The sequence below is a fragment of the Micromonospora sp. NPDC003944 genome, from assembly GCF_053605225.1.
This window is the reverse complement of record NZ_JBSGIV010000006.1, coordinates 1-25,670: the sequence shown is the minus strand read 5'-3', so window position 1 is coordinate 25,670 and position 25,670 is coordinate 1. Positions and strand designations below refer to the sequence as shown.

The window sequence follows — 25,670 nt, the reverse complement described above, 5'->3', positions numbered from 1 at the left end:
CGTCCCATGTCAGCGGTTGGTGGTGGGTGGTCGTGACACCACGGGTTCGGGAACCGGCGCTTGTGGTGTCGCGCCGCCGCGGGTCCCGTCGTCAAGGGTCAGGAAGATGTCGCCGACGACGGCCAGCGAGCGAAGGTAGCGCTCGTCGTCGTCGGTGTGCAGCCACAGCACCGGCGAGGCGGTCTCGTCCGGCGCGTCCGGGTGCCGCGCGTCGACGAGGACCGTCGGTGCTCCGCCGTCCGGTCCGAACGCGGCTGCCAGCCGCTGCCGGATCCGGGTGAGTGAGCCCTCCGCGTGCCGGACCCGGGCCGCCCGGCGGCGCTGCGGCGACAGCCCGGTGTACCCGGGGATCAGTTCGGCGAGCAGGTCCGCCGGATGCTCGGCCGACACGTCCTGACGGCCGCCGGCCCAGATCATGCGGATGGTCATGACTCTCCAACGAGGACGGTGTCCCCCGGGTTCACGCCCTCGGCGAGCAGGGCGAGGGCGGCCACATCGGTGGGGTCGGGCAGGACCGCGGCGATGATCTCCAGGAGCTGACGTGCCTCCCCCGACACGTCTGCCGGTTCGTCGTCGTACCACCAGTAGTGGTGGTTGCCCGTCCAAGCCGGCGCGGCGGCCGCGCCGGCGCCGCGCAGTGCGTGCACCAGCCGGATCCGGGCCTGTAGGACGCCGAGGTTGAGGCTCGTCCGGGTCAGCGAGGCGCGCAACGCGTCGGTGGTCGTCTCGGTGATCCCGACCATCCGGGCGAGCGCCGACCGGTAGGCGGAGACCAGCCCGGTGAGCGCCCCGTGGTCGCCCGGCCCGAGCGCCGCCTCGACCGTGGCCCAGACGTGCCGTTCGCCGGACGCCCGCAGGTGTCGGGCCACCGTCCGCAGGTCCGCCCAGGCGTCACGGGTGTCGGACAACCGCAGGGTCACGCCGTTACCGTCCGGCGCGGCGGTCACCGCGCCCGGGTCGGCCAGCCGCGGGGAGAGCCCGGCCAGGTCCACCGCCCCGGCCGTACCCAGGGTCAGCGTGAGCCCGGGGGCGCCGGCGCCCGGCAGGACCTCCCCCATCCGGTACGGGATCGGGTCGTCGCCGGCCGCCGCACGGTCGTCGAGGGCGGCCCGTACCGCCGCGAGATCGACCACCGCGCTGGTGGGCGGCGCCTCCGCACGCCAGGTGGCCCGGTGGGGGACGCTTCCGCGGACGTCGTGGCCGAGTGGCGCGTCCACCACCGCACGGGCGATCGAGGCGGATTCCGGGGCCGCACTGCCGGGCGCGACGGTGGCATCCGGGCCGATGACGAGAGTACGAGCGGCGACCGCCGATTCGAGCCGGACGTCGCTGAACCGTCCCGGGTGGTCGAACACCCGCTCGCCGGGTGCCCGTCCGGGATCGGCCCACAGCACCCGGCCGTTGGCGAGGGTGTGGGCGAGGAACATGTGGTGCACCGTCTGGTTGGGTCGGTGCAGCAGCACCACAGCCGTCGTGCCGGGCCGGTCGCGCAGGTCGGCCTCGACGGTGTTCCAGTCGGTGACCGGAGTCCAGTCGGTCTGCCCGGTCAGCCAGGATCGGGCGGTGTCAGCCTCCTGGGTGCGGCTCGGGCGCAGGGCGTGCAGCTCCGGCGTGGCGGACGGGTAGAGCCGGGTGACCATCCGCTCGGCCAGCGCCAGACACTCGGCGAGGGACAGCAGACCGGCGCGCACCGCCGCCACCTGCCCGGCGTCGGCCACCTCGTCGACCGTCCGGCGGAAGGTCGGCTCGTCCAGCCGGTTCGGCGCGGCGGCCTCGACCGGCGCGACCGGCGGGGCGGCCCGCACCGGCGTCAGCGGAGGCCGGGCGGGCGCCGTGGTGTCGATGCGACGGCCCAGTTCCATTCCCTGCACAGGGTCGAGGACGGTCGGCTCGAACCGGGCCGGCGGCTGGTAGGTGGTGTCCGGCCGCACGGTCGTCTCCGCGAACAGCGCCCCGTCCCGGTCGATCAGCAGCCGGTGGTCCGGGTTGCCGGGCGGATAGATCACCAGGGTCACGTCGTACCGCATGGGGTGGTATCTGGCCAGGCGTTCGCTGTTGCGTTCACCGACGTTGCTGGTCTCGCCCTCGCTGCCCCGGCCGCTGCCGGACCCACGAAACCCGGAGCCGCCGGGGCCGGTACGGGCGTCGCCGATCGTGCCGCTCACCGCCGCCCCGACGCCCACCGACGAGCTGGTGCTCTCCGACACCTCGTAACTGGGCTTGGTGTCCCGTTGCCGGTAGCTGCGGCCCTTGTGGTGGTAGCCGCGGGGCTGCACGGTGCCGTCCGGAGCGAGGTCCACGTTGAACGCCGCGCCGCGGACGTCCAGGCCGAGCCGGATGCCGGTGTTCCCGACCTGGTACCGGTGCGCAAGCAGCTCGTCGAAACGCCGGTTGAACTGGCGCTCCCCGGTGTGGTGGGCGACCGTGCGCTCCAGCGAGCTGAGGTCACCCTTGCGGGCGATCTGGGGCGGATGGTCCTCGTCGAAGACATCCGGCCAGGTCCGCAGCGGTTCGGTGACGAGCTTCGCCCAGGCGTGGGCGGCTTCCGCGACCGCGCGCATCGACTGTGGGGTGAAGGTGGGGTCGGCCAGCACCGCCGCGTTGAGGGCGGGTCGCGCGGGGTGCGGGCCCCTCTCGATCCGGATCGCGGGCCGCGCCGCCGCCCGGGACGGGCCGGCCGGAGCCCAGCTACCGTTCGCCGGCCCGGTCGCGGCGGGAGGGCTGTCCGGGATCGTCAGGTACGCCGGGACGAGCACCCGCCAGTCGGCGGTGATGTCGGTGATCGTGGTGGTGCGCTCCCACCATGCGGCCCGGCCCACCACCGGCGCGTCGGCCGACCAGCGGCTCCACGAGCCGGCGTCGCGTCGCACCAGTCCTTCCAGGGCGCGGTACAGGTTGGTGCCGGCGGTGGTGAGGAAGCGCAGGAGTTCCGGCAGTTCGGTGGTGAGGCCGATGTCGACGCGGAAGGTGACGGGGTGGGTGAACTCGTGCGACTGCCGCATGCCGAGCCGCATGATGTCCTTGGTCTCGTCGGTCAGGCCGCTGACCGCGCCGGCGGTGCGTTGCCACTCGGCCCGCAGCTCGCCGACCAGGTCGGCCCGGGGCCCGATGTCACCTCGGGCGCGCGCCCGTCCGGTCACGTGCAGCGTGCCGGTGTGCCCGGTCTCGGTCGAGTGCGCCGTCACCGCCTCGCTGCGTTCGGTCAGGTTGACGTCCTCGCGGGGCAGGTCGGCGGTGGGCGGTTGGAGGTCGCCGGTCACCTGGACGAGCAGGAACCGGATCTTCCCGTCGGCGACGATCGGCTGCCACACCCGGATGCCCGAGCCGGTCAGGGTGGCGAACTGTCCGTCGAGGGCGGCGGGCCGCAATCGGGCGGTGAGGGCGCGGACGAGGAGGTTCGGCGGCAGCTCGGCCGGGTTGGCGCGGCGCGGCAGCAGATCCCAGGCCGACAGCGCATGGGTCACCGCGGGCAGCACGGTGCTGGCGGTGAGTCGTTCCGGGTGCGACCACGCCCGGACCGGCTCCGGGTCGACCGGGCGACGGGTCGGCGGGCTGGCCGGCGTGACGGTGGTGGCGCCGGGCAGCCCGAGGGCCGCCGCGAGCCGGTCCGGTGTGAGGAAGTCCTTGCCGAGGTTGATGCGGAGGTAGCGGACGAACCGCCGGACCTCGCCCTGCTCACCGTCCCACCGCTCTGCGCTGATCTTGAAGACGAGGTTGCTGCGGTGGTGCTGAGTGAGCCCGCCATAGGTGGCCCGGGTGATGTCGATGTACCCGGACTCGTCGGACACGCCGTCCTCGCGGGACTGCCGGTACCCGACCGACGGCCCGAAGGACAGGCGGCCACGACCGCCCTCGTCGCCGCCCGGCACCGGTCCACCACCGCCGCCACCGATCTGCGGGCGGTCCGGTCCGGCCGGTCCGTCCTGGCCGGCGCGGTCGGCGCCCTTGCCCGAACCGCCGACGGGGATGGACGGGCCACCGGACATGCTGACATCGGCGCTGCGGCCGGCGTCGTGTGACCACTTGTGCCCGGCGTTGAACTGCTGGTAGTGCTCGATCTCGACGTTCGAGGGGGGCCGGGTCTGCGCGGGCTTGAACGCCCGCAGCTGCACCCGTACGGCCTGGTGGTGCCCGCCCTCGTCGGGCAACGCGATCAGCCAGCCGTAGCCGTCGGTCAGCTCGGCGAGATGACCGGCGACCTGGCTGGCGATGCCCAGGCTCCACAGGGGTCGCGGCCAGTTCAGCGGTTCGTCGAACCATCGGCGATCCAGGTTGTTGAGCTGCGCGTACATGTATGCGGCCTGAGCGGCGACCTCGGGCAGCCCGCTGAGGAAGGGGAACACCCCCGCGGCGGACTCCTTCTCGTACGGGATGGGGTCGGCCTGGTCCCACGCGCGGAAGGTCACGTTGGTCGCCCGGCCGGCCAGGTCCTGCTCGCCCGGCGTGACCGGCGGCTCCAGCCGGTGCTCGTCGGGCAGCACGGTACGCAGCGCGGTGACGTCCGTGTCGTCCGGGTTGGTCGGGTTGGTCGGTTCGTCGCCGATCAGGTAGGTGACCCGTGGTCCTGCCGCGTGGTCCGGGGTCACCGCACGGCGCAGCACGACCTCGTAGATCATCCGGTAGCCGAGTTCGGTGACGCCGTTCGTCGTCTCGGTGCGCCGGTAGTGCTTGATCGTGCCGTCGTACGCGTCGGAGCGGGACCACTCCCACTCGCCCTGGATCTCCGCCGATCCGAGCTGGAACTTCCAGTCGCTCAGCGGCAGCGGGACGAGCACGCCGCCGCCGGCCCCGCCGCCCACGCCGCTGGAGGTGCCGATCGAACCCTCGACCGAGCTGCCCTGCAACGCGCGCAGGTTGACGTCCATCTGATAGGTGGTCTGCTCGCGCAGTTCCTCCATGTACGCGGTGACGAGCACGTCGTACAGGACGCCGTCGATGGTGACCTGGAACGGGTCACCAGGCTGGAAGCGGCTGACATCCGCCTCCATGGCGTCGCGCCCGATGTGGATCTCCAGGTCCGCGAGCACGTCGACGGGCAACTCGTCGCGGTGTGACAGCGTGAGCAGCCCGTCGACGGCGGTGTCCAGCACGATCTCGGCACCCGGCAGGGAGACCGGTGCGGTCGGGCCCAGGCCGCGTCGGGCGGCCAGCGCCAGGGGTTCGCCGGGCGCGGGCGTCGCCGGGTAGCGGCCGCGCATCTGCGGCGTCTCGACGGTCGGCATCAGTCGTCGGGTCTTCGGGTCGACGACCTGGCCGCCGGTGAGCACGGTGACGGAGCGCGGCCCGAGACGGTTGCGCACCTCCTCCTCGTCGACGAGCCGGCCGATCCGCCGGGCGGTCGGGGGCACGGCCACGATCGGGCCGTCCATGGGGGCGCCGAGCAGCGCCTGCTCGTAGGCGCCGCGCTGGTCCTGCCAGACGCCGACCTCCCCGGGCATCGCCAGCAGCACCACCGGTCGGACCTCGCCGGAACTCAGCTGGGTCAGCAGGATCGCCTCGAACTGCTGGCGGTACCGCGTCTGCGTGCTCTTGCGCTTGAACACCGTGTGGTTGAGCACGCTCTCCCCCAGGTGGACGCCGGCGTCACGGCCCGTGCTGCCGCTCACCCCGGCACCGACCGTGCCCTGCCACCGCGTGTCCTTGGGCGCCTTGCCCCCGGGCGCTGCCCGGGGTCGGGGAAGGTGACTGATGCCGTACGAGGCCACCTCGCCGGCGACCGCCACGTGGTGGGCGCCGTCGGCGCTGGTGCCCTCCTCCGCGATGACGCCGAGGTCGTCGCGGACCGCCACGTCCGGCGCGTCACCGAGGTGTTGCAGGCTCACCGGCCGGAGCGTCAGGTGCAGGGCCATGCTCCTACCATCGTGGTGCAGGCCGGTGACCCGGTCCGAGTGGTGCAGCAGGCGCCGGTTGCGGTTGAGCGCGGTCCGCTCGTTGAGCAGCTGCGCCACCCCCTGCTCGGCGAACGGGACGGCCACGTCCGCGGCGAGGCTCTCGCGCAGAGCTTGGTGCCAGCTGGTGATCAACTGTTCGGTGGACAGGGCGTTGATCACCCGGTCGGCGTACGAGGTGCGCGGCGCGGGCATGTCCAGCGGAACGTCGGCGCGGGCCGGGTCCAGCCGCCCGTTGCCGGGTTGGGTGTACGGCGTGGGGAACTGGATGAGCAACAGGTCGTCGGAGGCGGGCCGGGTCGCGGTGGTGGCCCACAACCGGCCGTCGATGTACACCTTGAAGGCCAGGCCCGCCTGGAACGGGGTGGACGCGTCCACGAACATCTGGCGGCCGGCGACCACCTTGCGCCCCTCCGAGCTGCCCTGCTCGCGGTGTCTACCGAAGCTGATGTCCGGCAGCTGGAAGATGATCCGGGCCAGGTGTCGGCTGAAGTCGGAGAGCGCGGTGTCCGGGCTGAAGGCACCGCCCGACGACCGCTCGCGGTCTCTGGTCCACTCCCGGGACGTGGAGCCGAAGCTGACCTTGTAGACCCGGGCGTCCTTCTTGGGCGTGGGCGGGGCGGGCCGGGCCGCCCGGGGCACCGGCAGGATCCACACCAGGCGGTCACCGGCGCTCAGGTGGATTCCCCTGGTGAGCCGCTCGTCCCAGTGTTCGAGGTACTGCTCGTAGACGACGTCGGTCGGGTCGTTGCCGTGTTCCGGTGCGGTCAACGCCCGGGTGATCTCCCGTCGCACCCCGGCCCGGATCGCCGTCGCGTCCGTGGCGGAGATGCCGGGGATGGCGGGCAGGCCGGCGACGAGACTCTGCGCGATCTGCGCGGGAGAGCCCGCGCGGGTGGTGGCCGGCCGCCCCGCGGCCAGCACGGTGAACTGGCCGAGCGCGCCGTCCTGGAGATACCAGGGCAGTGTGGTGTCCTCAGTCGCCGGGGCCGGTGGCGGCAGTGTGTCGGCCGGCGGGGTGCCGGCGGGCTGGCCGTCCTCGTCCAGGGCGAGGACCGTGACGTCGGGCGTCCGCAGCATCTCCGGCAACGCGCCGGGTGCGGGGCGGTCCAGCAACCCGGGGTACGCGGGGTCGACGACCCGCAGGACAGGTGCGCCGCCGGCATCGTCGGTGTCGTCCGACCAGAGCCAGAACGCGCGCTCACGGTCGGGCACGTGCACCAGCGCCATCGCGCCGGGTGCGTTGCGCAGGGCGGTGAGCATGCCGGGTACGTCGTTCAGGGGCCGTGCGGTGCCGCCCAGGATCCGCTGGAGGTGGGGCAGGGTGAGCGTGGCCGCGTCCGCCGACGTGCTGCTGTCCACCACGTTCGCCGCCCGGCCGTGCATCGCCACGAAGACGCCGTACGCGCGGGCCACGTCGTGCTCGATCGACGCCGTCTGACGCTGCGCCTCGACCGTACGCACCCAGTCCCGTAACCGGTCCGGGCTCCGGCCGGTGTTCCGACCGGGCAAGGTCAGCGCGGCGGCCACCGCGTCCGAGCCGGTCCCGCGGCGCGTACCCGGCAGGCCCAGCACACCCGGCTCGGCGGGCGAGCGCGAGGCCAGCGTCACCGCGTCCACCACGGACCGGTCCGGCGTCGGCTGCGCGCGGGGACGGCCGTCCGCGTCGAGCAGCAGGGCGCGGACGCCGTGCCCGGTCAGCGCCCGCTCCCACCGGGAACTCGGTACCCCGGTGAACGCCTCATCGGCGAGCAGGCCGGCGCGCTGCGTGTCGATCACCCGTAGCGCCGGTGTGCCGGACCGAACCTCGGACCACAGCCAGAAGACGTGCCCGCGGGCCGGCCCGGCGTCCGGGGCGAGCACCAGGTCGTCTGCGGGCAGGTGAACGAGCGCCAGCGCGCCGGGTGTGGTGCGCAGCCCGTCGACCAGGGCCCGCCAGTCCGACAACGGGGTCAGCGACCCACCCAGCAGTTCCTGGAGGTCCCGGACGGTCATCGACTCCGGTGTGGCGGCGGCCCGGTTGTCGACGGCGTTCGCGCTACGGCCGTGCAGGGCGACGAAGGCCGCGTACGCCCGGACGACGCAGTCGGTCTCGCTCAGCGTCACCTCGTCGCCGGGCCGGTCCGGCTCGACCTCGGCGACCCACTGTCGCAGCCGCCCGGGGTCACGGCCACCGGCTCGACCCAGAGCGGGCAGCGCCCGCCCGACGATCTCGCCGGCCGTCAACGGGGTCTTACCGGCGACGTCGGGGCCGACGATCGCTCCGGGTTTGCCGGGGAGACGCCGCGCCGACGGCAGTGCGGCGGGCGCGGTCGTGGTGGCGACGAAACGAACCCGCGACGGTCCGGGCGGCACGATGGCCGGTGTGTTGGCCTCGCCGTCCAGGAAGAACACCCCGTGCTCGCCACGCACCACGTTGACGGCGTGCGGCATCGAATCCGCCGCACCGTTCACGACCATGACGCCGCGCGACCCCACCGGTGCGTCGCGCATCGCGTCGACCACAGCCGGGTAGCCGTCGGCCTCCTGGACGGGCCGTCCCGCGTAGAAGCCGAGCACCCCCACCTCGCTGACGACCGACGCGGGAGCCTCGAACCGGTAGCGCCCGTCGGAGAGCACCAGCAGATCGGTGACGATCGCCGCGAACACGGAGTTGAGCAGCGACCGATCCGGGTTCACCCGGTCCAGGTACGGGTAGTCCCCCCGCATCTGCTCCACGGTGATCCGGTCACCAAGCGCAACCCAGCCGCTGCGATCGACGGGCACGGCACCCGCGACGTCGGCGGCGCTCGGTGCGGCGCCGCTCGACTGGTCCGGCTCGGCTGACGACGCCGGGGTATGGGTCGGGGTCGGTTCCACGTCGGAGCGCGGGCGAACGGCCGGACGCGACGGCGCGTACCCGAACACGACGCCACCCACGTCACCGCCGCTGTCTCGCGTGGGTGCCGCCGGGACCGGCCCGCTTACCTGGGGGTTCGGGCTCAGGCCGGTGGTGGTGGTCTGGGCGTGCTGCCGGGAACCCGTCGCGGGGTCCCCTGTCGAGACGACCGGCACCGGCTTCCCCGACGTGGTGTCCGCTACCGCATTCGGCGGTGTGACCGCCGGGGACGCCGTGGCGGTCGGAGCCGGCGTGGGGGTAGGGGTAGGGGTCGAAGTCGGAGTCGGGGTCGTCGGCGCGGTCGGCGTTGCAGTCGGAGTCGGGGTCGTCGGCGGAGTCGCGGTCGTGGCCGGGGTGGAGCTCGTGGGCGGCGTTGCTGTGGGGGGCGCGGTCGGCGTCGGGTTCGACATCGCGGCGGCGGGCGGCGCGGTCGCCGGAGACGGACTTGTCGCCGATGTCGGTGCTGCGGTCGCCGACGCAGAACTGGTGGTCGACGGGGCCGGGGCTGGCGCTGCCGGTGCGGTTGACGTGGTTGCTGGTGTTGACGACGGTGCGGTGGTCGCTGTCGACTGCGGCGCGGCAGCCGTCGTTGCCGAGGCGGGACTTGCCGTCGCCGCGGAGGCAGCTACCGGTGCGCCGGACGCGACCGTCGCCGACGGCGAAGTCGGTGCCGCCGACGGTGAAGTCGGTGCCGCCGACGCTGAAGTCGGTGCGGTCGCCGTGGACGGCGAGGTGGTCGACGAGGCCGAGGTCGGGTTCGCAGTTGCGGCGGACGAGGCGGCAGCCGTTCCAGGTGCCGTCGAAGTCGCCGCCGGACTGCCGGCGGCGGCAGCGGTGGGCGCTGCGGCGGTGGGCCCGGCCGCACCCGTCGACTGGCCCGACACGGCAGGCGTACCACCGGGCGACGACGAACTGGGCGTCGAGGCCGAACCGGTGGACGTGGCACCGCCGCCGGTCTGCCCCGCCGACGCCCCACCAACCGTCGCGACAGGCGCGCTGCCGACGGTCGTGCCAGGTGCGGTAGCCGTCACCGCTCCCCCGCCCAAGGCGGTGGCCACCTGAGCGGTTCCGGCCGAGGGCGCCGCCGAAACCCCGGCACCGGAAACCGATCCGGCAGAGCCTCCCGTCACCGAGGCCGACGCAGGGGCGGAAGCTGAGGCAGCGGAAGCCGCCGGGCCGGAAGCTGAGGCAGCGTAAGCCGACGGGCCGGAACCGTTGGCGACGCCAGCGGACGGCGTCGACGCCGCCGACGGCGAGGCCGCCGAAGCCGTCGACGCGGAGGAAGGCGAGGCCGCCGACGGCGAAGAGGCCGACGTCGGTCCGGTGGATGCCGCCGCCGGACCGGCAGTGCTCGACGATTCCCCGCCCGCGCGTGCGGCGGTGGTCGGCGCGGCGGCCGTCCGGGTGCCGGATGTGCTCACCGCCGCCGGTCCGGCGCCGGAGGCCGACACTGCTGACGCATCCGCAGATGGCCCCGACTCCGAGGTGGACCGGGTAGCGGCGGTGTCAGTGGTCTTGTCCGGACCGCTCTCGCCCGACTTTCCCGGAGCGCCCGCGTCGGACTCCTCCCCGCCCTGGTCGCCGGGCCTCGCGTCGACGTCCCCGACCGCCTCGGCGTAGCTGGGGAGGCCGTCCACGCCCGGCACCACCACGTCGCCCACACCACCGCTGCGACCGCCGGTGGACGGCCCACCCTCGGACGCGCCGCCGATCGTCGCCGCGGTCACCGAACCCCAGTTGAATCCCTGTCCGAAGATCGCGCCGGTGCCCGCGTCCGCGATGGCACCACCGGCGCCCTGCGCGGTCGCGGATATCGCGCCGTACGCGCCCTTGAACCGGATGTCGGTGATCTGGCGCATCCCGTCCTTGGTGACGCTGCTGGTGGTGCTGGTCCACGCGTTGGCCAGGTGCCGGGCCGCCTCGCCGGCGACCAGGCGACCGGCGCCGGCCGCAACGCCACCGATCACGCTTCCGACACCGGAGACCAGCAACGACTGCGTGTCCAGACCGCCGATGCGCAGGCCGCGGGCGATCTGGGCGAGCTGGGTGGCGAGGTCCACGCCGAAGCCGATGACCACCTCGGCGGCCAGCTCCGTGATCAGGGTACGGAGGATCGCGTACAGGATGCCGCGCGCGGTGGCGACCACGATCGGGATGAAGAGGGCGCCGAAGAGGGTGGCCAGCAGCCAGGCGATGGACGCCGCCAGCACGACCAGCTGCACGATGATCGTCACCTTGGTCTTCTGGATGTCCGCGGCGGCGTTCATCGAGGTCTTGGCGAGTTCGTCGGTCACGCTGGCCAGGGCTTCGAGGACGGCGGGCAGGTCGGTGCGGACCAGATCGGTGTACGTCGTGGCGGCTGACCCGGTCATCGAGTCGCCGAGGGAACGGGCCAGTCCGGGCATGTCGTCGCGCAGCGCGCGCAGGACCTCACCGTGGTCGCTCCACAGCGCGTGCATGCTCCGCAGCATCGCCTCGTTGCCCTCGGGCCACTCCATGCCGACCACGACCTTCAGCAACCGCTGCAGGTCGGGGGGCAGGTCGACGACCCCGGGCCCGGATTCCTCCGCCATCTGGTCCTCCGCGCCTTCTGCTACTCGCTCCGCAGCTCCAACACGCCGCCGCCCTGGGCGTCGAGCTGCTGGAACGCGTCGGCGATGAAACGCAGGTTGTCGGCGACCGCGCCGAGGGTCTCGACAGTGGAGGAGATGTCGGCGAGCTGCTGGTCGGCGGGCCCGACGTAGTTGTTCGCGAAGGCCTTGCCGGACGCGTCGTCGCCCCAGCATCCGTACACGGCATCGAGGTCGCGCTGCAACGCCGTGAGCGCCTCACCAAGCCGCTGGCCGCTCGTCCCGAGTCGGTCGGCCATGCCGCGCACGCCCGGTACGTCCGCGGAGGTGATCTCGGACATCAGCTCTCCCCTCGCAGCCGCGCCTGGTCGGCCGCGGACACCGCGCCCGGCGGCAGGACGTCCAGTGAGGCACCGAGGAAGCTGCTCACCATTCGTTCCAGGTCGACCTCACCGCCGGCCAGATCCCTCAACGAGATGCCGGGCAGCACCTCGTCACCGACGTCGGCGAGCTGGGCCAGCGACTCGGTGCGGGCCGCCGCGATCGTCTCGGTGACGAGCGAGGCCAGCTCGGCCGGCGCCATCTGCCGGTACCGGGTGTTGTTGAAGGTCAGCTTGAGGATCTCGCCGCGGCCGTTCGTGACGACCGAGAGTGTCCGGTCCTTCGACGTGGTCGTCGTACCCTGTGCCATCCGCTCGTGCATGCGCCCGAGCCGTTCCCGTTCCTCGGCGAGCGTCTGCAAGGCGGCCTCGAAGCCGGCTGTCGCGTCGCCAAGCTGCCGGCTGTCGGTCATCACGGGCTCCTCTCGGGGCGTACGGGTGTCGAAGGCCGAGCGCGTCCGGGGGTTCCCCAGCCATCCGACGGTTCGGCCCAGGGGCCGGGGTCGACCGGCGCGGGGACGACCACGCGCCGTTCGCGCTGTTGGGTGCCGACCGCGCCCATGCCCATGCCCATCCCGTGCATCGGCATCATCGGCATCATGGGCGCTCCCGCGCCCGGAGAACCGCCACCGGGCGGGCCGGGCGGGGCGTCCCGGTCCGGGTCCAGGTCGCTGGCGAACAACTCGACGCCGCGGGATGCCGGCGGCCCGGTCAGCTCCCGCCCGGTCGCGGTGACCGGAGGTGGCGGCGGGAGGTCCTGCCCGGCCCGCAGCAGCGCCGCCCCGGCGGACGAGAGGACGACCTGACCCTGTACGTCGTACGTGTCGGGTCGCGCCTGTGGGTCCGCGGCCTGGCGGGCGACCAGTTCGCCAAGCCGGTCGCGGGCGTCGGCCACCGAGTCACCGGCCCGGCGCAGTGCGCTCGCGAAGTCCGTCGCGGCGAGCTGGTCGAGCACCGCCGTGACGTGCGCAGGTGATACCGCCCCGGCGGACGAGGATCCGGTCATCCGGCAGGCGTCCTCGGCGTCTCGCACGGCACGACGGAACCGGTCGGCGAGTTCCGCGAAGGTCTGGCGCCGGTCCTCGAAGCGGTCCGCGGCGGCGTAGAGCACCGCGGGCGGGGTACGGCTCAGCCGCGCGACCGCCTCCTCCAGCACGATGACGGTCACGACGGCCGACCGATCGCCTCGGCGGACGCCCCGTCGCCGTTCTCCTGCCAGGCTTCGTCGTCGCCCTCCAACCAGATGCTGCGCTCCCGGTCGCGGGTCGGCTGTTGGCCGTGGCCCTGGCCCATCGGCGGCATCATCGGCATGCCCTGCCCGGCGGACGGGTCGACGGTCGGGCCGTTCGGTCCGGCCACCGCCGTCGCCGGAACCGCCGGGCGGAGGTCGGTGAACGGACTCCCGGCGGTGCCCACACCGCCGGACCCGCCCGACGGGCCCCCGCCGCCGGCCGAGCCCAGCCCGCCCGACGTGCCCGAGCCGCCGCCGCCACCGGAGCGTGCCCCGCTGAGGAAGTCGGCGAGGCTTGTCGACCGACCGTCCCCGGTGTGGACGCCGTTCTCCGCGATCAGGTCGTCGAGGGCCTCGCCCGCGCTGTCCCGGGCATCCTCCAGCGCCTCGATCCGGGCCTTCTCCTCGGCGCTCTCGCCCGGTTGCGCCTCGGCGTCCTCGATCAGGTCGTCGATCGCGGCGTCGACCGCCTCCCGGGCCGCGCGGACGGCGTCGTCGTGCCGGGCGTCCTCCGGGTCGACGGTGCTCGCCGAGCGGGCCATCTCCTCCAGACTGTCGTCGAGCGCGTCCCGGGCGTCCTCCAACGCCTCGCGGCGCTGTTCCTTGGACTCCGGATCCGCGTCACTGGCCTCGTTCTCCTCCAACAGGTCGTCGATGGCGTCAACGGCCGCGTCCCTGGCGTCCCGCACCGCCTCTCCGGGGGTGCTCGCGCCGCCCTCACCCAGCAGGTCCTCGATGGCCTTGTCCGCGGCTTCCCGGGCGTCGTCGAGCGCCTGCTGACGCTCTGCACCGGCGCCGGGCTTACCCGACAGGTCGGCGATCGCGTCGTCGGCGGCCTTCTTCGCGTCGTTCAGGGCCTGCTGCCGGGCTGCCTCGGACGGCTGCCCGCCGCCCGTGCCGGGCCCGCTGCCGCCGCTCGACGGGCCGGAGGATTCGGTCGGCAGGCCGCCGCCCGGGGAGCCGCCACCCGGCATGCCACCGCCGGCCGACTGCAAACCCTCGATCGCGTCGTTGGCCGCCTTCTGCGCGTCGTCCAACGCCTTCTGGCGGGCCTGGTCGGCACCGCCGCCGCTGCTCTTGCCGCCCCCGGGGCTGCCCGACCCGCCGCCCGGCATGCCGCCGCCGGGACTGCCACCGCCGCTGCCCGGACTGCTGCCGCTGCCGGGCCCGCTGCCGCTGCCCTTGCCGCCACCCGAGCTGCCGGACCCGGGGCTGCCGCCGCTGCCCATTCCTGGCATACCGCCGCCCGCGCCGGCGCCGGAGGTCTCCCCGCTCGGTGCCCCACCGCTGCCGGACGTGCCGCCGGCGGGGTTCGACAGGCTGTCGATGGCGTCGTTCGCCGCCTTCTGTGCGTTCTGCAGGTCAGCCTGCCGCTCGGCGGCACCGTCGCCGCCACCCGCCCCTGAGCCGTCGCTGTTCAACACGCCGTCGCCGAGGCCACCGCCGGACGAGCCACCCGTCGACCCGTCGAGGCCGCTGTCCCGCGCGGCGTCCTCCAGATCGTCGATCGCGTCGTTCGCCACCGACTCGGCCGTGTCCCGCTCGTCGTCGCTGTCCGACGAGGAGTCGTCGTTCGACGAGGAGTCGTCGTCGTCGTTCGACGAGGAGTCGTCGTTCGACGAGGAGGAGTCGTCGTCGTTCGACGAGGAATCGTCATCGTCGTCCGACACCGAGGAGTCGTCATCGTTGTTCGACGAGGAATCGTCATCGTTCGCCGAGGACGAGTCGTCCGCCGCCGCGCTGGTGAACACGTTCGGCGGGGTGATCTCCAACGGGTCCAACGCCTCGCCCTTGATGACGTACTTGTCGCTGAGCGTCATCAGCAGCTGCCGCATGTGCGGCATCATGATGTTCTGCTCGACCATCTGGTACGCCGCGTCGCGTGCCTTCTGCAACATGTCCGCCGGTGGCGACATCTCGACCGCGTTGTACGCGTTGTACACCGCCTGCTCGAACAGCTCCTCCTGCTGGTCGGTGAGCTGGTGGAACGTCTCCACCGCCTCCCAGAAGGCGGTGGCGAACACCTTGATGTCGTGTCCGACGTCGCCGACCAGCTGCCCGTACCCCTCCAGCCGGTCGTGGACGGCCCGGCTGTGGTTGAGCAGTTCCGTGGTGCGTTCCTGGAAGGCGTCGCCGGCCTTGCCGACGAAGCCCGGGTCCAGTGCCGTCTTGATCCGGTCGAACTCGTCGTTGATGCGGGCGAGTTCGGCGGCGGCCTTGTCGAAGGCGGCACCCGCGTCGTGCCAGGCGTTGCCGGTCTCCGCCGTGTTGTCCACCAGTTCGCTGACGTACGGCTGCAGGTCCGTCCACACGTGCAGCGAGGCGAACGTCTGCCCACGGGGGGCGGGCGTCTGGAGTGAGCCGACCGAATCCTCGGGCATGGCCTACTTCTCGTCGTCCTCGGGCGCGACGTTCGTGGTGAAGCTGGTGCTCTGCGGCACCGCCTGGTTGTTCGCGCCGTCGGTGAAGAACCCGCCCTCGTAGTCGAAGTCGAGCACATCGGTGTCGGTGAAGAGCACCTCCGGGGTGATGGAGGTGTCCGGGAAGACGCTGACGTTCAGGTCCTCGGGTGCCGGCAGGGTGACCGCGATGGTGCCGTCGTCGGCCTTCCTCGCCTCGCCGGTCATCGGGTCGACCTCGAAGCCGAGGCGCGCGCCGTCGCGGTTGACGTTGTCGCCGGTGTCGTAGGTCTCCTCGCCGTCGGCGGGCGGGATGGTGAGGCCGCCGACCGAGCCGGTCCACGCTGCGATCTCGTCGACGGCCTTGCCCTGCAGCGAGTCGGCGTTCGCCTGGTCCTGCTGCTCGAAGATGTCGGCGATGGTGCGCAGCCGTGTGCCGAGCGCCTCGAAGGACGCCTGTAGGTCGAGGGCGTGCTGGCGCAGGCCGGCCCCCCGGTCGGCGACCATGGCCTCGAGCCACTGGGCGGCGTCGAGCTTGCCGGCCTCCAGGGCGCTGGTGTCCGCCGCCGTCTCGAAGATCGTCATGCTGCTGTCGGTCATCAGATCCTCGATCTGTCTCGCCGCGTCGCGCAACGCCGCGAGGTCGATCTCGGTGCTGTCCGAGCTGGCCATGCTCACTGCTCCTTTCCGGGCCGGTGGGTGCGTCGCGCGGTGCGGGCGGCGGCGGAGGAACTCCCCGCCGCCCCCGCGGTCTACCGGGCGCCGAGCTTCTTGTCGGTCGCCTGGTAGTCGGCGAACCGCTCGGCCAGATCGTTGCTCCGCTTGAGCGTGACGTCGTTCAGCTCGGTGATTCCGTCGCGGACCTTCTGTGCCTTCTGGTCGTAGTTGATGACGTAGTCACCGTTGAAGGCGAGGACCCTCTGCGCCTCCTGCTGAAGGACGTCCAACTGGGCGATCACGGCGTCGCTGATGCGCTTCATCTCGTCGTAGGCGACGTCCATGGAGTCGTAGTCGTACTTGATGTAATCCGACATGGGGGAAGCTCCTTCTCGGGGTCTGCGGGGGACGACGACGATCAGACGAGGGCGCTGCCCTGCTCCTGGTTGAGCCGCTCCAGCTCCTTCTTGCAGTCGCGCAGGAACACCTCGCAGTCGACGAGCAGATCGAGGATTCCGCGCATGTCCAGGCTCCACGCGTCCTGGAGGGTGTTCAGCTTCTCCATGAGTTCGCCGGCGTTGGCCGCGTAGAGGTCGTTGACAGTGGTGTCGAGACCCTTGCGTTGCCCGTCCAGGTCCTGTTCCGCGGCCTGGTGGTTGTCGGCCGCCATCTCGACGTCGGCCGGGGTGATGTCGGTGATCGCCATGCTGACTGCCTCCTGTGCGCCGGTGATCGTTGGCACCGGTAGACAACCAGTCGGCGGGCGGGCGCGGGACCGCCCGGAAGGCTCGCGGGCCGTTCTGCGGGGATTTCCCTCACCTCGCCGGAGGGCGGTCGATCAGGTGATCGGCCGCCACGTCTGGTCGTCGTCGTAGACGCAGGTCCAGATGGCCGTGGTCGCCAGATCCCAGCCGATGTCCAGGCACATGCCGCCGTTCACCACGCTGATCACGGCGTTGTCGCGGACCGTCCAGCGCTGGGTGGCGGCGCCGTTGCAGGTGGCGGTCTGCACGATGGTGCCGTCGGTGACGCCGCTGTCGTTCACGTCGAGGCAGAGCCCGCTGCGAGCGGACCGGATCGTGGAGTCCGACCGCACGTTCCACCGCTGCGACACCTTGTCCGGGTCGCACGGCTCGACCCGGGAGGCGAGCAGGTTGGTGGCCGCTCCCGCGTCCAGGCACTGCCTCGACCGTTCGTGCGCGAACATCGTCCCGGAGGGTTTCCGGCTCGGCGTCGGCGTGGGTGTCGACGGCTTCCGCGACGGACTGGGCGGCGCAGCCGTCGGCCGCGCCGGGGAGACCGACGGAGAAACCGACGGGGTACGGGACACCGACGGCGTCGGTGACGGGGTGCCGGGAACCGCGCCGAGGCGGGTGTCGAGCCGGTAGTAGTCGGTGTAGCGGCGGACCCGTTCCACGAACGACTGGGTCATCGCGTCCGGGATGCCGCCGGCCCGGCGGACGGTGTCCTCGCTGGATTGCCAGGCGGCGAGCGCGAGCAGGTACGGGTCACCCGGAAGTCCGTCCAGCTCCCGGGTCAGTTGGCACATGACCGCACCGAGCACGCCGATCGCGTCCTCGGTGTCGGCCTGTGACGCGTTCGCGGGCGCGTACTTCTGCCAGAGCTTCGGGGGTACCGCAGCGATGCCCCCCGAACCGTCGGTGCGCAGGCCGGACACCGCCATCAGCTGCCCGGCGAGCGCGGCGGCGGGGAGCTGCGGGCAACGCCGGCCGGCACGGGCGATCGGGGCGACGAGCGCGTCGGGAAGTGGGACGGCGTCGGCAATCGTTCGGACCCCGAGCGCGGCCACACCGGCTGCGGCGAAGTGGGGAAGACCCTGGTAGTAGGTCGCGTAGCCGGCGGCCCGCCGCACGTACTCCGACGCTGTGTCGGGTGCCCCGCCAGCCCTGGTCACCGCGGGCACGCCGGCCTGGAAGCCGGCCAGCGCCAGCCGCCACGGGTCGCCCTTGACGCCGGCCTGCCGGATCTCCGCGCCGAGTTGGCACATCAGGTGCGACAGCGCGGCAACCGTGGCCACCGGGTCCGTCCGCTCGGCGCCCTGCCACGGCGCCCACCGCTGCCACTGCCGGTCGTTCAGTCCGGCGAGGCCGCTGCCACCGGACACTGTGCGGGTCGCGTTCACATCCAGATTGGACTCGGCCATCAACTGCCCGGCGATCCGGGCCGAGGAGAGCATCGGGCAGGCGTGCCCCGCCGCCAGCACGGCCGACATCTGCTCGTCGGAGAGTGGTTGCCCGACCAGCTCGTCCTGACCGGCGTAGGCGATCATGCCGACGCCCACGGCAGCGGCGACACCGACCGCGGCCAGGCCGGCAACCCAGCCACGACCACGTCGGCTCAGCCCAGCAACCCGCACGTTCGGTCCTCCTGACGACGACGCCACCCATCTGCAACGAGATCCGGCCCCGGTCGGTTCACCGCGCACCAAGGGATAGGCAATTCTTACCGATGCGATGTCGGGCCCCGCTACCGCATGGTCTCTGTGTCCGAGTTCTGGAGGATCTGACGTGGGCTTTGCACGCAAACGGTTGGCCACGATCATCGCGGCGACGGCGGCGGCGACACTGTTGTCCGCAATCGAACCGAAGACACCGGCGGTGGCGGCCCCGCAGGACCGGGTCACCGCGTCCTGGAACATGCATGGCCAGCACCAAGGGGGGGAAGGGCCGTCGGCGTCGCGGTGGTTGACCGGTATACAGCGGATGTTCCTCGAGGAAGGGGTGCAGGTCGCCGCGCTCCAGGAGGCGGGCAGCAGACCGCCCGACCGGGCGGTGTGGACCGATCGGCGATTCGCCGATGCCGGCATCACCGAGCATCTGTACAACATCGGCTCGGAAAGCCGCCCGGACCTGCTGCAGATCTACTGGGCCGACACCGGTCAGCAACGCAACGGCCTGGCCATCGTCACCCGGGAGACGGTGACCGACGCCGTGATCCTGCCGGTGCATTCGCGGTTCGACTCGCGGCCGATGATGGGCGTCCAGATCGGCACCGACTGGTACTTCACCGCCCACGCGCAGTCCAACGGTCCGAACAGTGCCAACGACGCCCCCGACATCATCGAGACGGCTCGGCAGTTCATGGCCGGTCGCCCCACCGGCGAATGGATGGTGCTCGCCGACTTCAACCAGGACCCGGCACGGATGCCGGCCGCGTTGCAGAGCCACATGGTCGCGTCGGGCCAGCCCACCCACGAGGGCGGCAGCGAGCTGGACTTCGCCTATGCCAGCAACGGGAACAACAACACCATCAACGCCGAGCGTCACGGCCAAACCTCTGACCACTGGTACGTCCGTTACGTCGTGAACGCCGGCTGCGGCTCCAGCGGTGGCCTCGCGCCCCGGACGACCGCCGAGCGGGACTGCTACGCCCCGGTCCCCGGTGACACGTACCGCTTCTTCGCCCGTCATCTGGAGAACGCGGTGATCGCGTCGAAGACGAACGACGGCGACGACATCGGACCACACGTCAGGACGCCGCGCGGCAGCCTCGACGAGGCCCTTCAGGTGCGCTTCAGCACGGCTGGAGGCCAGTACCAGCTCGCCTGGCCGCAGGCCGACCCGGCGACCGAGCGGTGCCTGTCCTGGGACGCGAACTCCCGGAGTACCGGCAGCACCCTCTGCTCGGAGCAGGCAGAGGTGTCCCGGTGGCAGTTCAAGGACGGGCAGATCTTCACGCCCGGGCTCGGCGGCTCCCTGCAACCCTCCGCAAACGCTCTCGGATCGCGGCTGGTGGTCGCGCAGGACTTCTACCAGTGGCGACCGGAGCCCCGCAACGGCATCGGCCCGCGCTGGGACCCGATCGGGGAGTTCCGGGACGCTGCCCCGGCCGGCTCGGAGACCCACTTCCCCGACCTCGACGGCGACGGCGACGCCGACCACGTCATCGTTCAGCCCGACGGTCGGATACCGGCGTGGCGCAACAACGGCCCCCGATCCACCTGGACCGCCCTCGGTGACATCAGCCCGCCGGACCGGGGTCTGCCCAGCACGGTGCACTTCGGCGACCTCGACGGCGACGACCGGGACGACTACCTCCGGTTGCTGACCGCTGACGAGTCGCCCACCGGAACCCGGGCCATCTGGATGTCCCGCAACGAGTCCGACGGCGCGCAGAAACGATGGGGCGCCCCCACCACCGTGGCCAACGACCTGCGCTACGAGGACCCGCGCTTCGTCGACATCGACGGCGACGGAGACGACGACCTGATCAACTCGGATCGGCTGAGTCACGCCAGCCTCTGGGAGAACCGGTCCCAGGGCCGGACGCCGGTGCCGGGAGACTGGCACTCGGTCAGCGGCTTCGCGACCCCCGCCGACGGCTATTACCAGACGTCGTTCACGGATGTCACAGGTGACCGCCGGGCCGACGTGCTGCGCGTCGACTACCCCAGCGGCAAAGTGCAGGCCTGGGAGAACACCGGCGCACCGTGGAGCGCGACGACCGGCTGGCGGTCACTGGGCCCGATCCGTGACGATGGCCCGTTCGCCGGCACCACCGGCCTGTTCGCCGACCTCAACGCCGACCTGATCGGCGACTTCGTCCTGGTCAGCGCCGCCTCCGGCGGCCTCGACGGTTGGCTGCTGCCCCGGTACGGCAGCGCGGATCCCGGCCCGGGACAGCCCGGCCAGGGCGGCGGGCAGGACCTGCCGGCGGGAACGCTGCCGGCGTACGGGGGTGGGCCACCGCGACCGCAGCTCGACGGTCGGCTGTTGCAGAACAGCACGTTCACCGGCACGGACAAGCCGTGGTGGACCAACGCGGGGATGACGCCGAAAGTGGAGGTCGGGACCTTCTGCGTGACCGCGCCCGCGTCCACCAACCCGTGGGACGTCCTGGTCGGGCACAACAGCATCTACCTGCCCGGCGGCGCCACGTACACGCTGCGGTTCCGCGCCCGCACCAACACGCTGGCGAACCCGCTGATCTACCTCGCGCCCTTCGACAACCCGACGAACGTCACGTACCTGAACAGGGGCTTCACCACCGGCACCGCCTGGAAGGACTACGAGTACAGCATCACCACGACCTACCCGGAGCCGTACCGGTTGGCCCAGCTCCAGTTCCGGCTCGGCAAGTCGAGCACACCGTACGAGTTCTGCATGGACGACGTGACGCTCACCGGCGCCGAGTACGCGTACCGGGCCGACGCCGGGCCGGACCTCAAGGTGAACCAGCACGGCTACCTGCCCAACGGGCCCAAACGGGCGACGTTGCTGTACGGCGCGTCCTACGCCGTGCCGTGGACGCTGCGCCGGGCCGGCGGCGGCGCGACGGTGGCGACGGGTCGGACCACCCCGACTGGCTTCGACGCGTCGGCAAGCGCCAACACCCACGTCATCGACTTCAGCCACGTCACGACGACTGGCCGGTTCGAGCTGGTGTACGACGGCTGGGTCGACCGGCCCAGTCACCCGTTCGACATCCGCGCGGACCTGTACGACCGGCTGCGCGCCGACGCGACGCGGTTCTTCTACACCAACCGCAGTGGGATCGCGATCGACGGGGGCATCGCCGGGACGGCGTACGCCCGCCCGGCCGGGCACGTCGCGGACTCGCCGAACGGCGGCGACACCCAGGTGCCCTGCCAGCGGCCAAAGTCGTTCCTGAACAACTGGACCTGCTCCTACCGGCTCGACGTCACCGGCGGTTGGTACGATGCCGGTGACCACGGCAAGTACGTCGTCAACGGTGGCATCGCCACGTACCAGCTCCTGTCGACGTGGGAACGCAACCGGCCGGCAGCGCTCGGCGACGGCACCCTGGCCGTGCCGGAACGCGGCAACGGCGTTCCGGACATCCTCGACGAGGCCCGCTGGAACCTCGACTTCATGCTGAAGATGCAGGTGCCGGACGGTCTGCCGCTGGCCGGCATGGTCCACCACAAGGTGCACGACGAGACCTGGACCGGACCGCCGATGCTGCCGCACCAGGACAAGAAACCACGGGAACTGCACCGGCCGTCGACCGCGGCCACCCTGAACCTGGCCGCCGTCGCGGCCCAGGCGGCGAGGATCTACCAGCCGTACGACGCCGGCTTCGCCGCCCGGCTGCGCGTGGCGGCCGAACGCGCGTACGCTGCGGCCCGGGCCAACCCGGCGCTCTTCGCACCGTACGAGGACCGCAGCGGCGGGGGGCCCTACAACGACGGGGACGTCTCCGACGAGTTCTACTGGGCCGCGGCCGAGCTGTACCTGACCACCCGGGACGGCACCTACCTGACCGCCGTCCGGGTCAGCCGGTTCCACACCGCCGGTGCGGCCTTCAGCCAGAACGGCTTCTACTGGGGCTCGGTGGCCGCGTTGGCTCAACTCGACCTGGCGCGCTTCGGCACCGACCTGAGCGACCGCGAGCAAATCAAGGGGTGGGTGGTCGCCGCCGCGGACCGGTTGATGTCGTTTCAGAAGGCCGAGCGTTTCGGGCAGACGTACTCCCCCACCACGGGTCGCTACGACTGGGGCTCGAACGCGTCCATGCTGAACAACCAGGTCGTCCTGGCGACCGCCTACGACCTCACCGGCAACGCCAGGTACGCCGACGCCGTCTTCGAGGGCCTCGACTACCTGCTGGGCCGCAACGCCCTCGGGCAGTCGTACGTCACCGGCTACGGCAGCAACGACGCGGAGAACCAGCACAGCCGGTGGTACGCGAGATCGTTCGACGCCCGGTTGCCGAACCCGCCGGTGGGGTCGGTCGCGGGTGGGCCCAACTCCAGCCTCCAGGACCCGCTCTCGGCGAGTTGGTTGCACGGGTGCGCCCCGCAGCTCTGCTACGTGGACAATCTCGAGGCCTGGTCGGTCAACGAGATCACCATCAACTGGAACTCCGCGTTGACCTGGGTGGCGGCCTTCGCGGCCGATGTGGCCGGCCGTCGATGATCGAAAGGCCGGCCGGTTCCGCGAGCCTGCTCGTCGGACGGGCGTCCGAGATCGCGGTGCTGCGGGACGCCGTGCACCGGCTGCGAGACGGTACCGGCACCGTGGTCTGGGTCGAGGGTGAGCCGGGGATCGGCAAATCGTCGGTGGTCGCGGCGGGCCTGCACCTCGCCGCGCAGGAGGGTTGCCAGACCGCGGAGGGCCTCGCCGACCAGCTCGCTCACCCGCCCCTGCTCGGCGTACTCCTGGACTGCCTGGGGATCGGGCCGCGGTCGAGCGATCCGCGCCGGGCGCGGATAGCGGCGTTTCTGCGCGACAGACGGTCCGCCCTCGACCTCGCCGACGCCGCCCACGCGGCGGCGGCCGCGGAGATGGTCGTCGCCCTTGTCGACGAGTTGTGCACCGCCGGCCCGATGATGCTCGTCGTCGACGACGTGCAGTGGGCCGACGACGCGTCCCTCGACGTGTGCCGCCGGCTGGCTTCGGTCGCCGCACACCTGCCGTTACTGCTTGTCCTCGCGTACCGCCCCGGCGTGCACCGGTCGGCCGTGCGGCGGCTGCGCGACGTCGCACGCCGGCCGGACGTGGTCCGCATCCCGCTCGGTCCCCTCGGCCCGGAAGCCGTCCGCGACCTGCTCGCCGCACTTGTGGACGCGCCACCCGGGGCGGGGCTCGTCCGACTCGCCGCTGAGGCGGCCGGCAATCCGCTCATCCTGCGGGAACTTGTCGAGTCACTGGTGCGTGAGGACCTGGTCGACATCGGCACACAGGCCGACGTGCGTCGATCGGCTGACGGTGTGCTGCCGAGGTCGTTGGCCGCGACCCTGGAGGGCAGACTGAGTTCCGTTCCGGCCGACACCATCGAGCTGATGCGGGCGGCGGCGCTGCTCGGCGGTGAGTTCGCGGTCACCGACCTCGCCGCGCTGCTCGGCCGCCCGGCGATCGACTTCACCGCCGACCTCCAGGAGGCGATGACGGCAGGCATCCTGGTCGAGGCCGGTCCCCGGATGCGGTTCCGGCACCCGTTGCTCCGGCAGGCCCTCTACGACGGGATGCCGGCCGCGCTGCGCTCCGCACTGCACCTGGACGTGGCACGGGCGCTGGACGCCGCGAGCGTCGAGCCGCAGCGCGTGGCCCAGCACCTCCTCACCTCGGGCGTCGTCGGGGACCGCTGGGCGCGGCGGTGGCTGGCCGAGGCCGGAGCGGCACTTGCGGGTGGGGCGCCGCACCTCGCGGCCGAGGTGCTCCGTCGGGAGGTGGACCACGACCCGGGTGACGAGGCCGACGGAGTGGCGCTCGGCATGAACCTGGCACGAGCCCTCATCGCCAGCGGCGACCACGAGGAGGCCGCGCACCGGGTACGGCAGACCCTGGGACTGGTCGTCGACCCGGACGACCGCGGACACCTGCACTGGATGCTCGCCCGTGCGCTGTTCAGTGGCGGGCACAACGACGCGGCACTGGCCGACCTGCACCGGGCCCTCGCCGACGTCGATCTACCCGACGCTTGGCGGGCCCGGCTGCTCGCCTCGCTGGCGATGTTTCAGCGGGCAGGATCCGGGGACCTGGCGGGGGCTGACGCCACCGCTCGGGACGCGCTGCGGACGGCGGCCGCGACCGGAGACGCCTTCGCGACGGCGTACGCGCTGACCGGTCTCTGGGCCGGTCACTCGGTGCGGCGGCAGCACCGGCTGGCCCTGGACAGCATCGAGCGGGCGATCGAGGCGCTGGGCCCGGTCGCCGACCACGTCGACCTGAGGGCGTTCGTCCTGCACGGGCGGATCTTCTCGTTGCAGAACCTCAGCCGCTGGTCGGACGCGGAGGCGGCGCTGCGGGATGCCCGGGACTTTCTGCGGACGGCCAACCGCACGGACGACACGACCGCCGGGGTGACCGCCGCCGTGTTGCTGTTCTGGCTGGGCCGGTGGGACGACGCCGTGGCCGAACTCGACGCGGTCGCGCAGGACACCTCCGCGTCGACGTACCGTGGGCTACGCGAAGGCAGCCCGGGGCGGCTCTGGTACGGGGTGTCCGCGCTCATCGCCGGCCACCGGGGCGAGCGGGCCCGGGCCGCCGCCCACCTTCGAGCGGGATTCGACCGCCCGGTGGTGACCGTCGCCGACCGGGAGAACATCGACTTCCTGCTCGTGGCGCGGTCCCTCGCCGCCGAGCAGGACGGCGACCTGCGGGTGGCGCTGGACCATCTGGGCGGTCTTCTCGACCGGCGGCCGGGCGAGATGACCCTGACCCACCAGTGGCTGCCCCGGTTCGTCCGACTCGCTCTGGCGGTCGGCGACCGGTCGGCGGCGGAGGCCGGGGTGCGGGCCTGCCTGGCCGAGGCGGCGGCGGAACAGGTGCCGGCCCGAGCCGCCGCGTCCGCCGACAGGTGTCGCGGCCTGCACGGCGGCGACCCGGGGACACTTCGTTTGGCCGTGGCCCACTACCGGGCGGGCGGGGTGCCGGTGGAACTCGCCGGGACGCTCGAGGATCTCGCCGTCGTCCTGGCCGAGAGGGGCGACACGGCGCAGGCGCGGACCGCCCTGAACGAGGCGGTCGACCTGTACGGCGGGTTCGGCGCTACCTGGGACATCCGCCGGGCCGAGGCCAGGCTGCGCAGTCGAGGAGTTCGGCGTGGGGTGCGGGGTGCCCGCAGCAGACGGGCCGGACACGGCTGGGACGCGCTGACCCCCACCGAGCGCAGGGTCGCCATGCTTGTCGCGGCGGGTCGGTCGACGCCGGACATCGCGCAGAGTTTGTTCCTCACCCGCCGG

At 72.5% G+C, this 25,670-nt stretch carries 14 protein-coding genes and 1 pseudogene; 4 read left to right on the top strand and 11 right to left on the bottom strand.

Annotation, left to right across the window (positions count from 1 at the left end; all coding sequences use genetic code 11):
- Positions 1 to 9: 9 nt before the first annotated feature.
- Together ACWER9_RS04420 and ACWER9_RS04415 are read right to left on the bottom strand one after the other, a co-directional pair.
- Positions 10 to 429 carry a hypothetical protein gene (locus ACWER9_RS04420; protein ID WP_452300436.1) on the bottom strand — a complete coding sequence of 140 codons (420 nt, stop codon included), beginning with the start codon at positions 427 to 429 and terminating at the stop codon, positions 10 to 12.
- Positions 426 to 8,795 (bottom strand): hypothetical protein, encoded by an 8,370-nt coding sequence (locus ACWER9_RS04415; protein WP_452300537.1) that lies wholly within the window; start codon positions 8,793 to 8,795, stop codon positions 426 to 428. Before ACWER9_RS04415 ends, ACWER9_RS04420 begins: the two co-directional genes overlap by 4 nt.
- 334 nt (positions 8,796 to 9,129) lie before the next feature.
- Here ACWER9_RS04415 and ACWER9_RS04410 point away from each other — a divergent pair, with 334 nt between their 5' ends.
- Both ACWER9_RS04410 and ACWER9_RS04405 read left to right on the top strand, forming a co-directional pair.
- Positions 9,130 to 9,828 (top strand): hypothetical protein, encoded by a 699-nt coding sequence (locus ACWER9_RS04410; protein WP_452300536.1) that lies wholly within the window; start codon positions 9,130 to 9,132, stop codon positions 9,826 to 9,828.
- Positions 9,829 to 9,981: 153 nt separating this feature from the next.
- Positions 9,982 to 10,386, top strand: coding sequence for a hypothetical protein (locus ACWER9_RS04405; RefSeq protein ID WP_452300535.1), 405 nt, complete (start codon positions 9,982 to 9,984; stop codon positions 10,384 to 10,386).
- Between the two features lie 596 nt (positions 10,387 to 10,982).
- Here the strand turns inward: ACWER9_RS04405 and ACWER9_RS04400 are convergent.
- From ACWER9_RS04400 to ACWER9_RS04360, 9 genes and pseudogenes are all read right to left on the bottom strand, one after another.
- Positions 10,983 to 11,237, bottom strand: a pseudogene (locus tag ACWER9_RS04400) (WXG100-like domain-containing protein); the annotation flags it as partial.
- Positions 11,238 to 11,359: 122 nt separating this feature from the next.
- Entirely contained in the window at positions 11,360 to 11,677 is a 318-nt protein-coding gene (locus ACWER9_RS04395) for a WXG100 family type VII secretion target (protein WP_452300435.1), read from the bottom strand.
- Positions 11,677 to 12,129, bottom strand: a complete 453-nt coding sequence (locus ACWER9_RS04390; RefSeq protein ID WP_452300434.1) for a YbaB/EbfC family nucleoid-associated protein — start codon at positions 12,127 to 12,129, stop codon at positions 11,677 to 11,679. The genes ACWER9_RS04395 and ACWER9_RS04390 overlap by 1 nt, the downstream gene beginning before the upstream one ends.
- Positions 12,129 to 12,884 (bottom strand): hypothetical protein, encoded by a 756-nt coding sequence (locus ACWER9_RS04385; RefSeq protein ID WP_452300433.1) that lies wholly within the window; start codon positions 12,882 to 12,884, stop codon positions 12,129 to 12,131. The genes ACWER9_RS04390 and ACWER9_RS04385 overlap by 1 nt, the downstream gene beginning before the upstream one ends.
- The gene (locus ACWER9_RS04380) at positions 12,881 to 15,328 is read right to left on the bottom strand and encodes a hypothetical protein (RefSeq protein ID WP_452300432.1); all 2,448 of its coding nucleotides are present in this window, start codon (positions 15,326 to 15,328) and stop codon (positions 12,881 to 12,883) included. The genes ACWER9_RS04385 and ACWER9_RS04380 overlap by 4 nt, the downstream gene beginning before the upstream one ends.
- A gap of 3 nt (positions 15,329 to 15,331) precedes the next feature.
- Entirely contained in the window at positions 15,332 to 16,018 is a 687-nt protein-coding gene (locus ACWER9_RS04375) for a hypothetical protein (RefSeq protein ID WP_452300431.1), read from the bottom strand.
- Positions 16,019 to 16,098: 80 nt separating this feature from the next.
- On the bottom strand, positions 16,099 to 16,380 hold the full coding sequence (locus ACWER9_RS04370) for a hypothetical protein (RefSeq protein ID WP_452300430.1): 282 nt from the start codon (positions 16,378 to 16,380) through the stop codon (positions 16,099 to 16,101).
- Between the two features lie 41 nt (positions 16,381 to 16,421).
- A complete protein-coding gene (locus tag ACWER9_RS04365; RefSeq protein WP_452300429.1) occupies positions 16,422 to 16,709 on the bottom strand; it encodes a hypothetical protein in 288 nt (95 codons plus the stop codon).
- Between the two features lie 132 nt (positions 16,710 to 16,841).
- Complete coding sequence (locus tag ACWER9_RS04360) at positions 16,842 to 18,380, bottom strand: ricin-type beta-trefoil lectin domain protein (RefSeq protein ID WP_452300428.1); 1,539 nt, start codon at positions 18,378 to 18,380, stop codon at positions 16,842 to 16,844.
- Between the two features lie 346 nt (positions 18,381 to 18,726).
- On the opposite strand from ACWER9_RS04360, the gene ACWER9_RS04355 reads away from it, so the two are divergent.
- Together ACWER9_RS04355 and ACWER9_RS04350 are read left to right on the top strand one after the other, a co-directional pair.
- On the top strand, positions 18,727 to 22,902 hold the full coding sequence (locus ACWER9_RS04355) for a glycoside hydrolase family 9 protein (protein ID WP_452300427.1): 4,176 nt from the start codon (positions 18,727 to 18,729) through the stop codon (positions 22,900 to 22,902).
- Positions 22,899 to 25,670: ATP-binding protein (locus ACWER9_RS04350; protein WP_452300426.1), on the top strand; the 2,772-nt coding region annotated here is incomplete at its 3' end. The genes ACWER9_RS04355 and ACWER9_RS04350, both read left to right, overlap by 4 nt.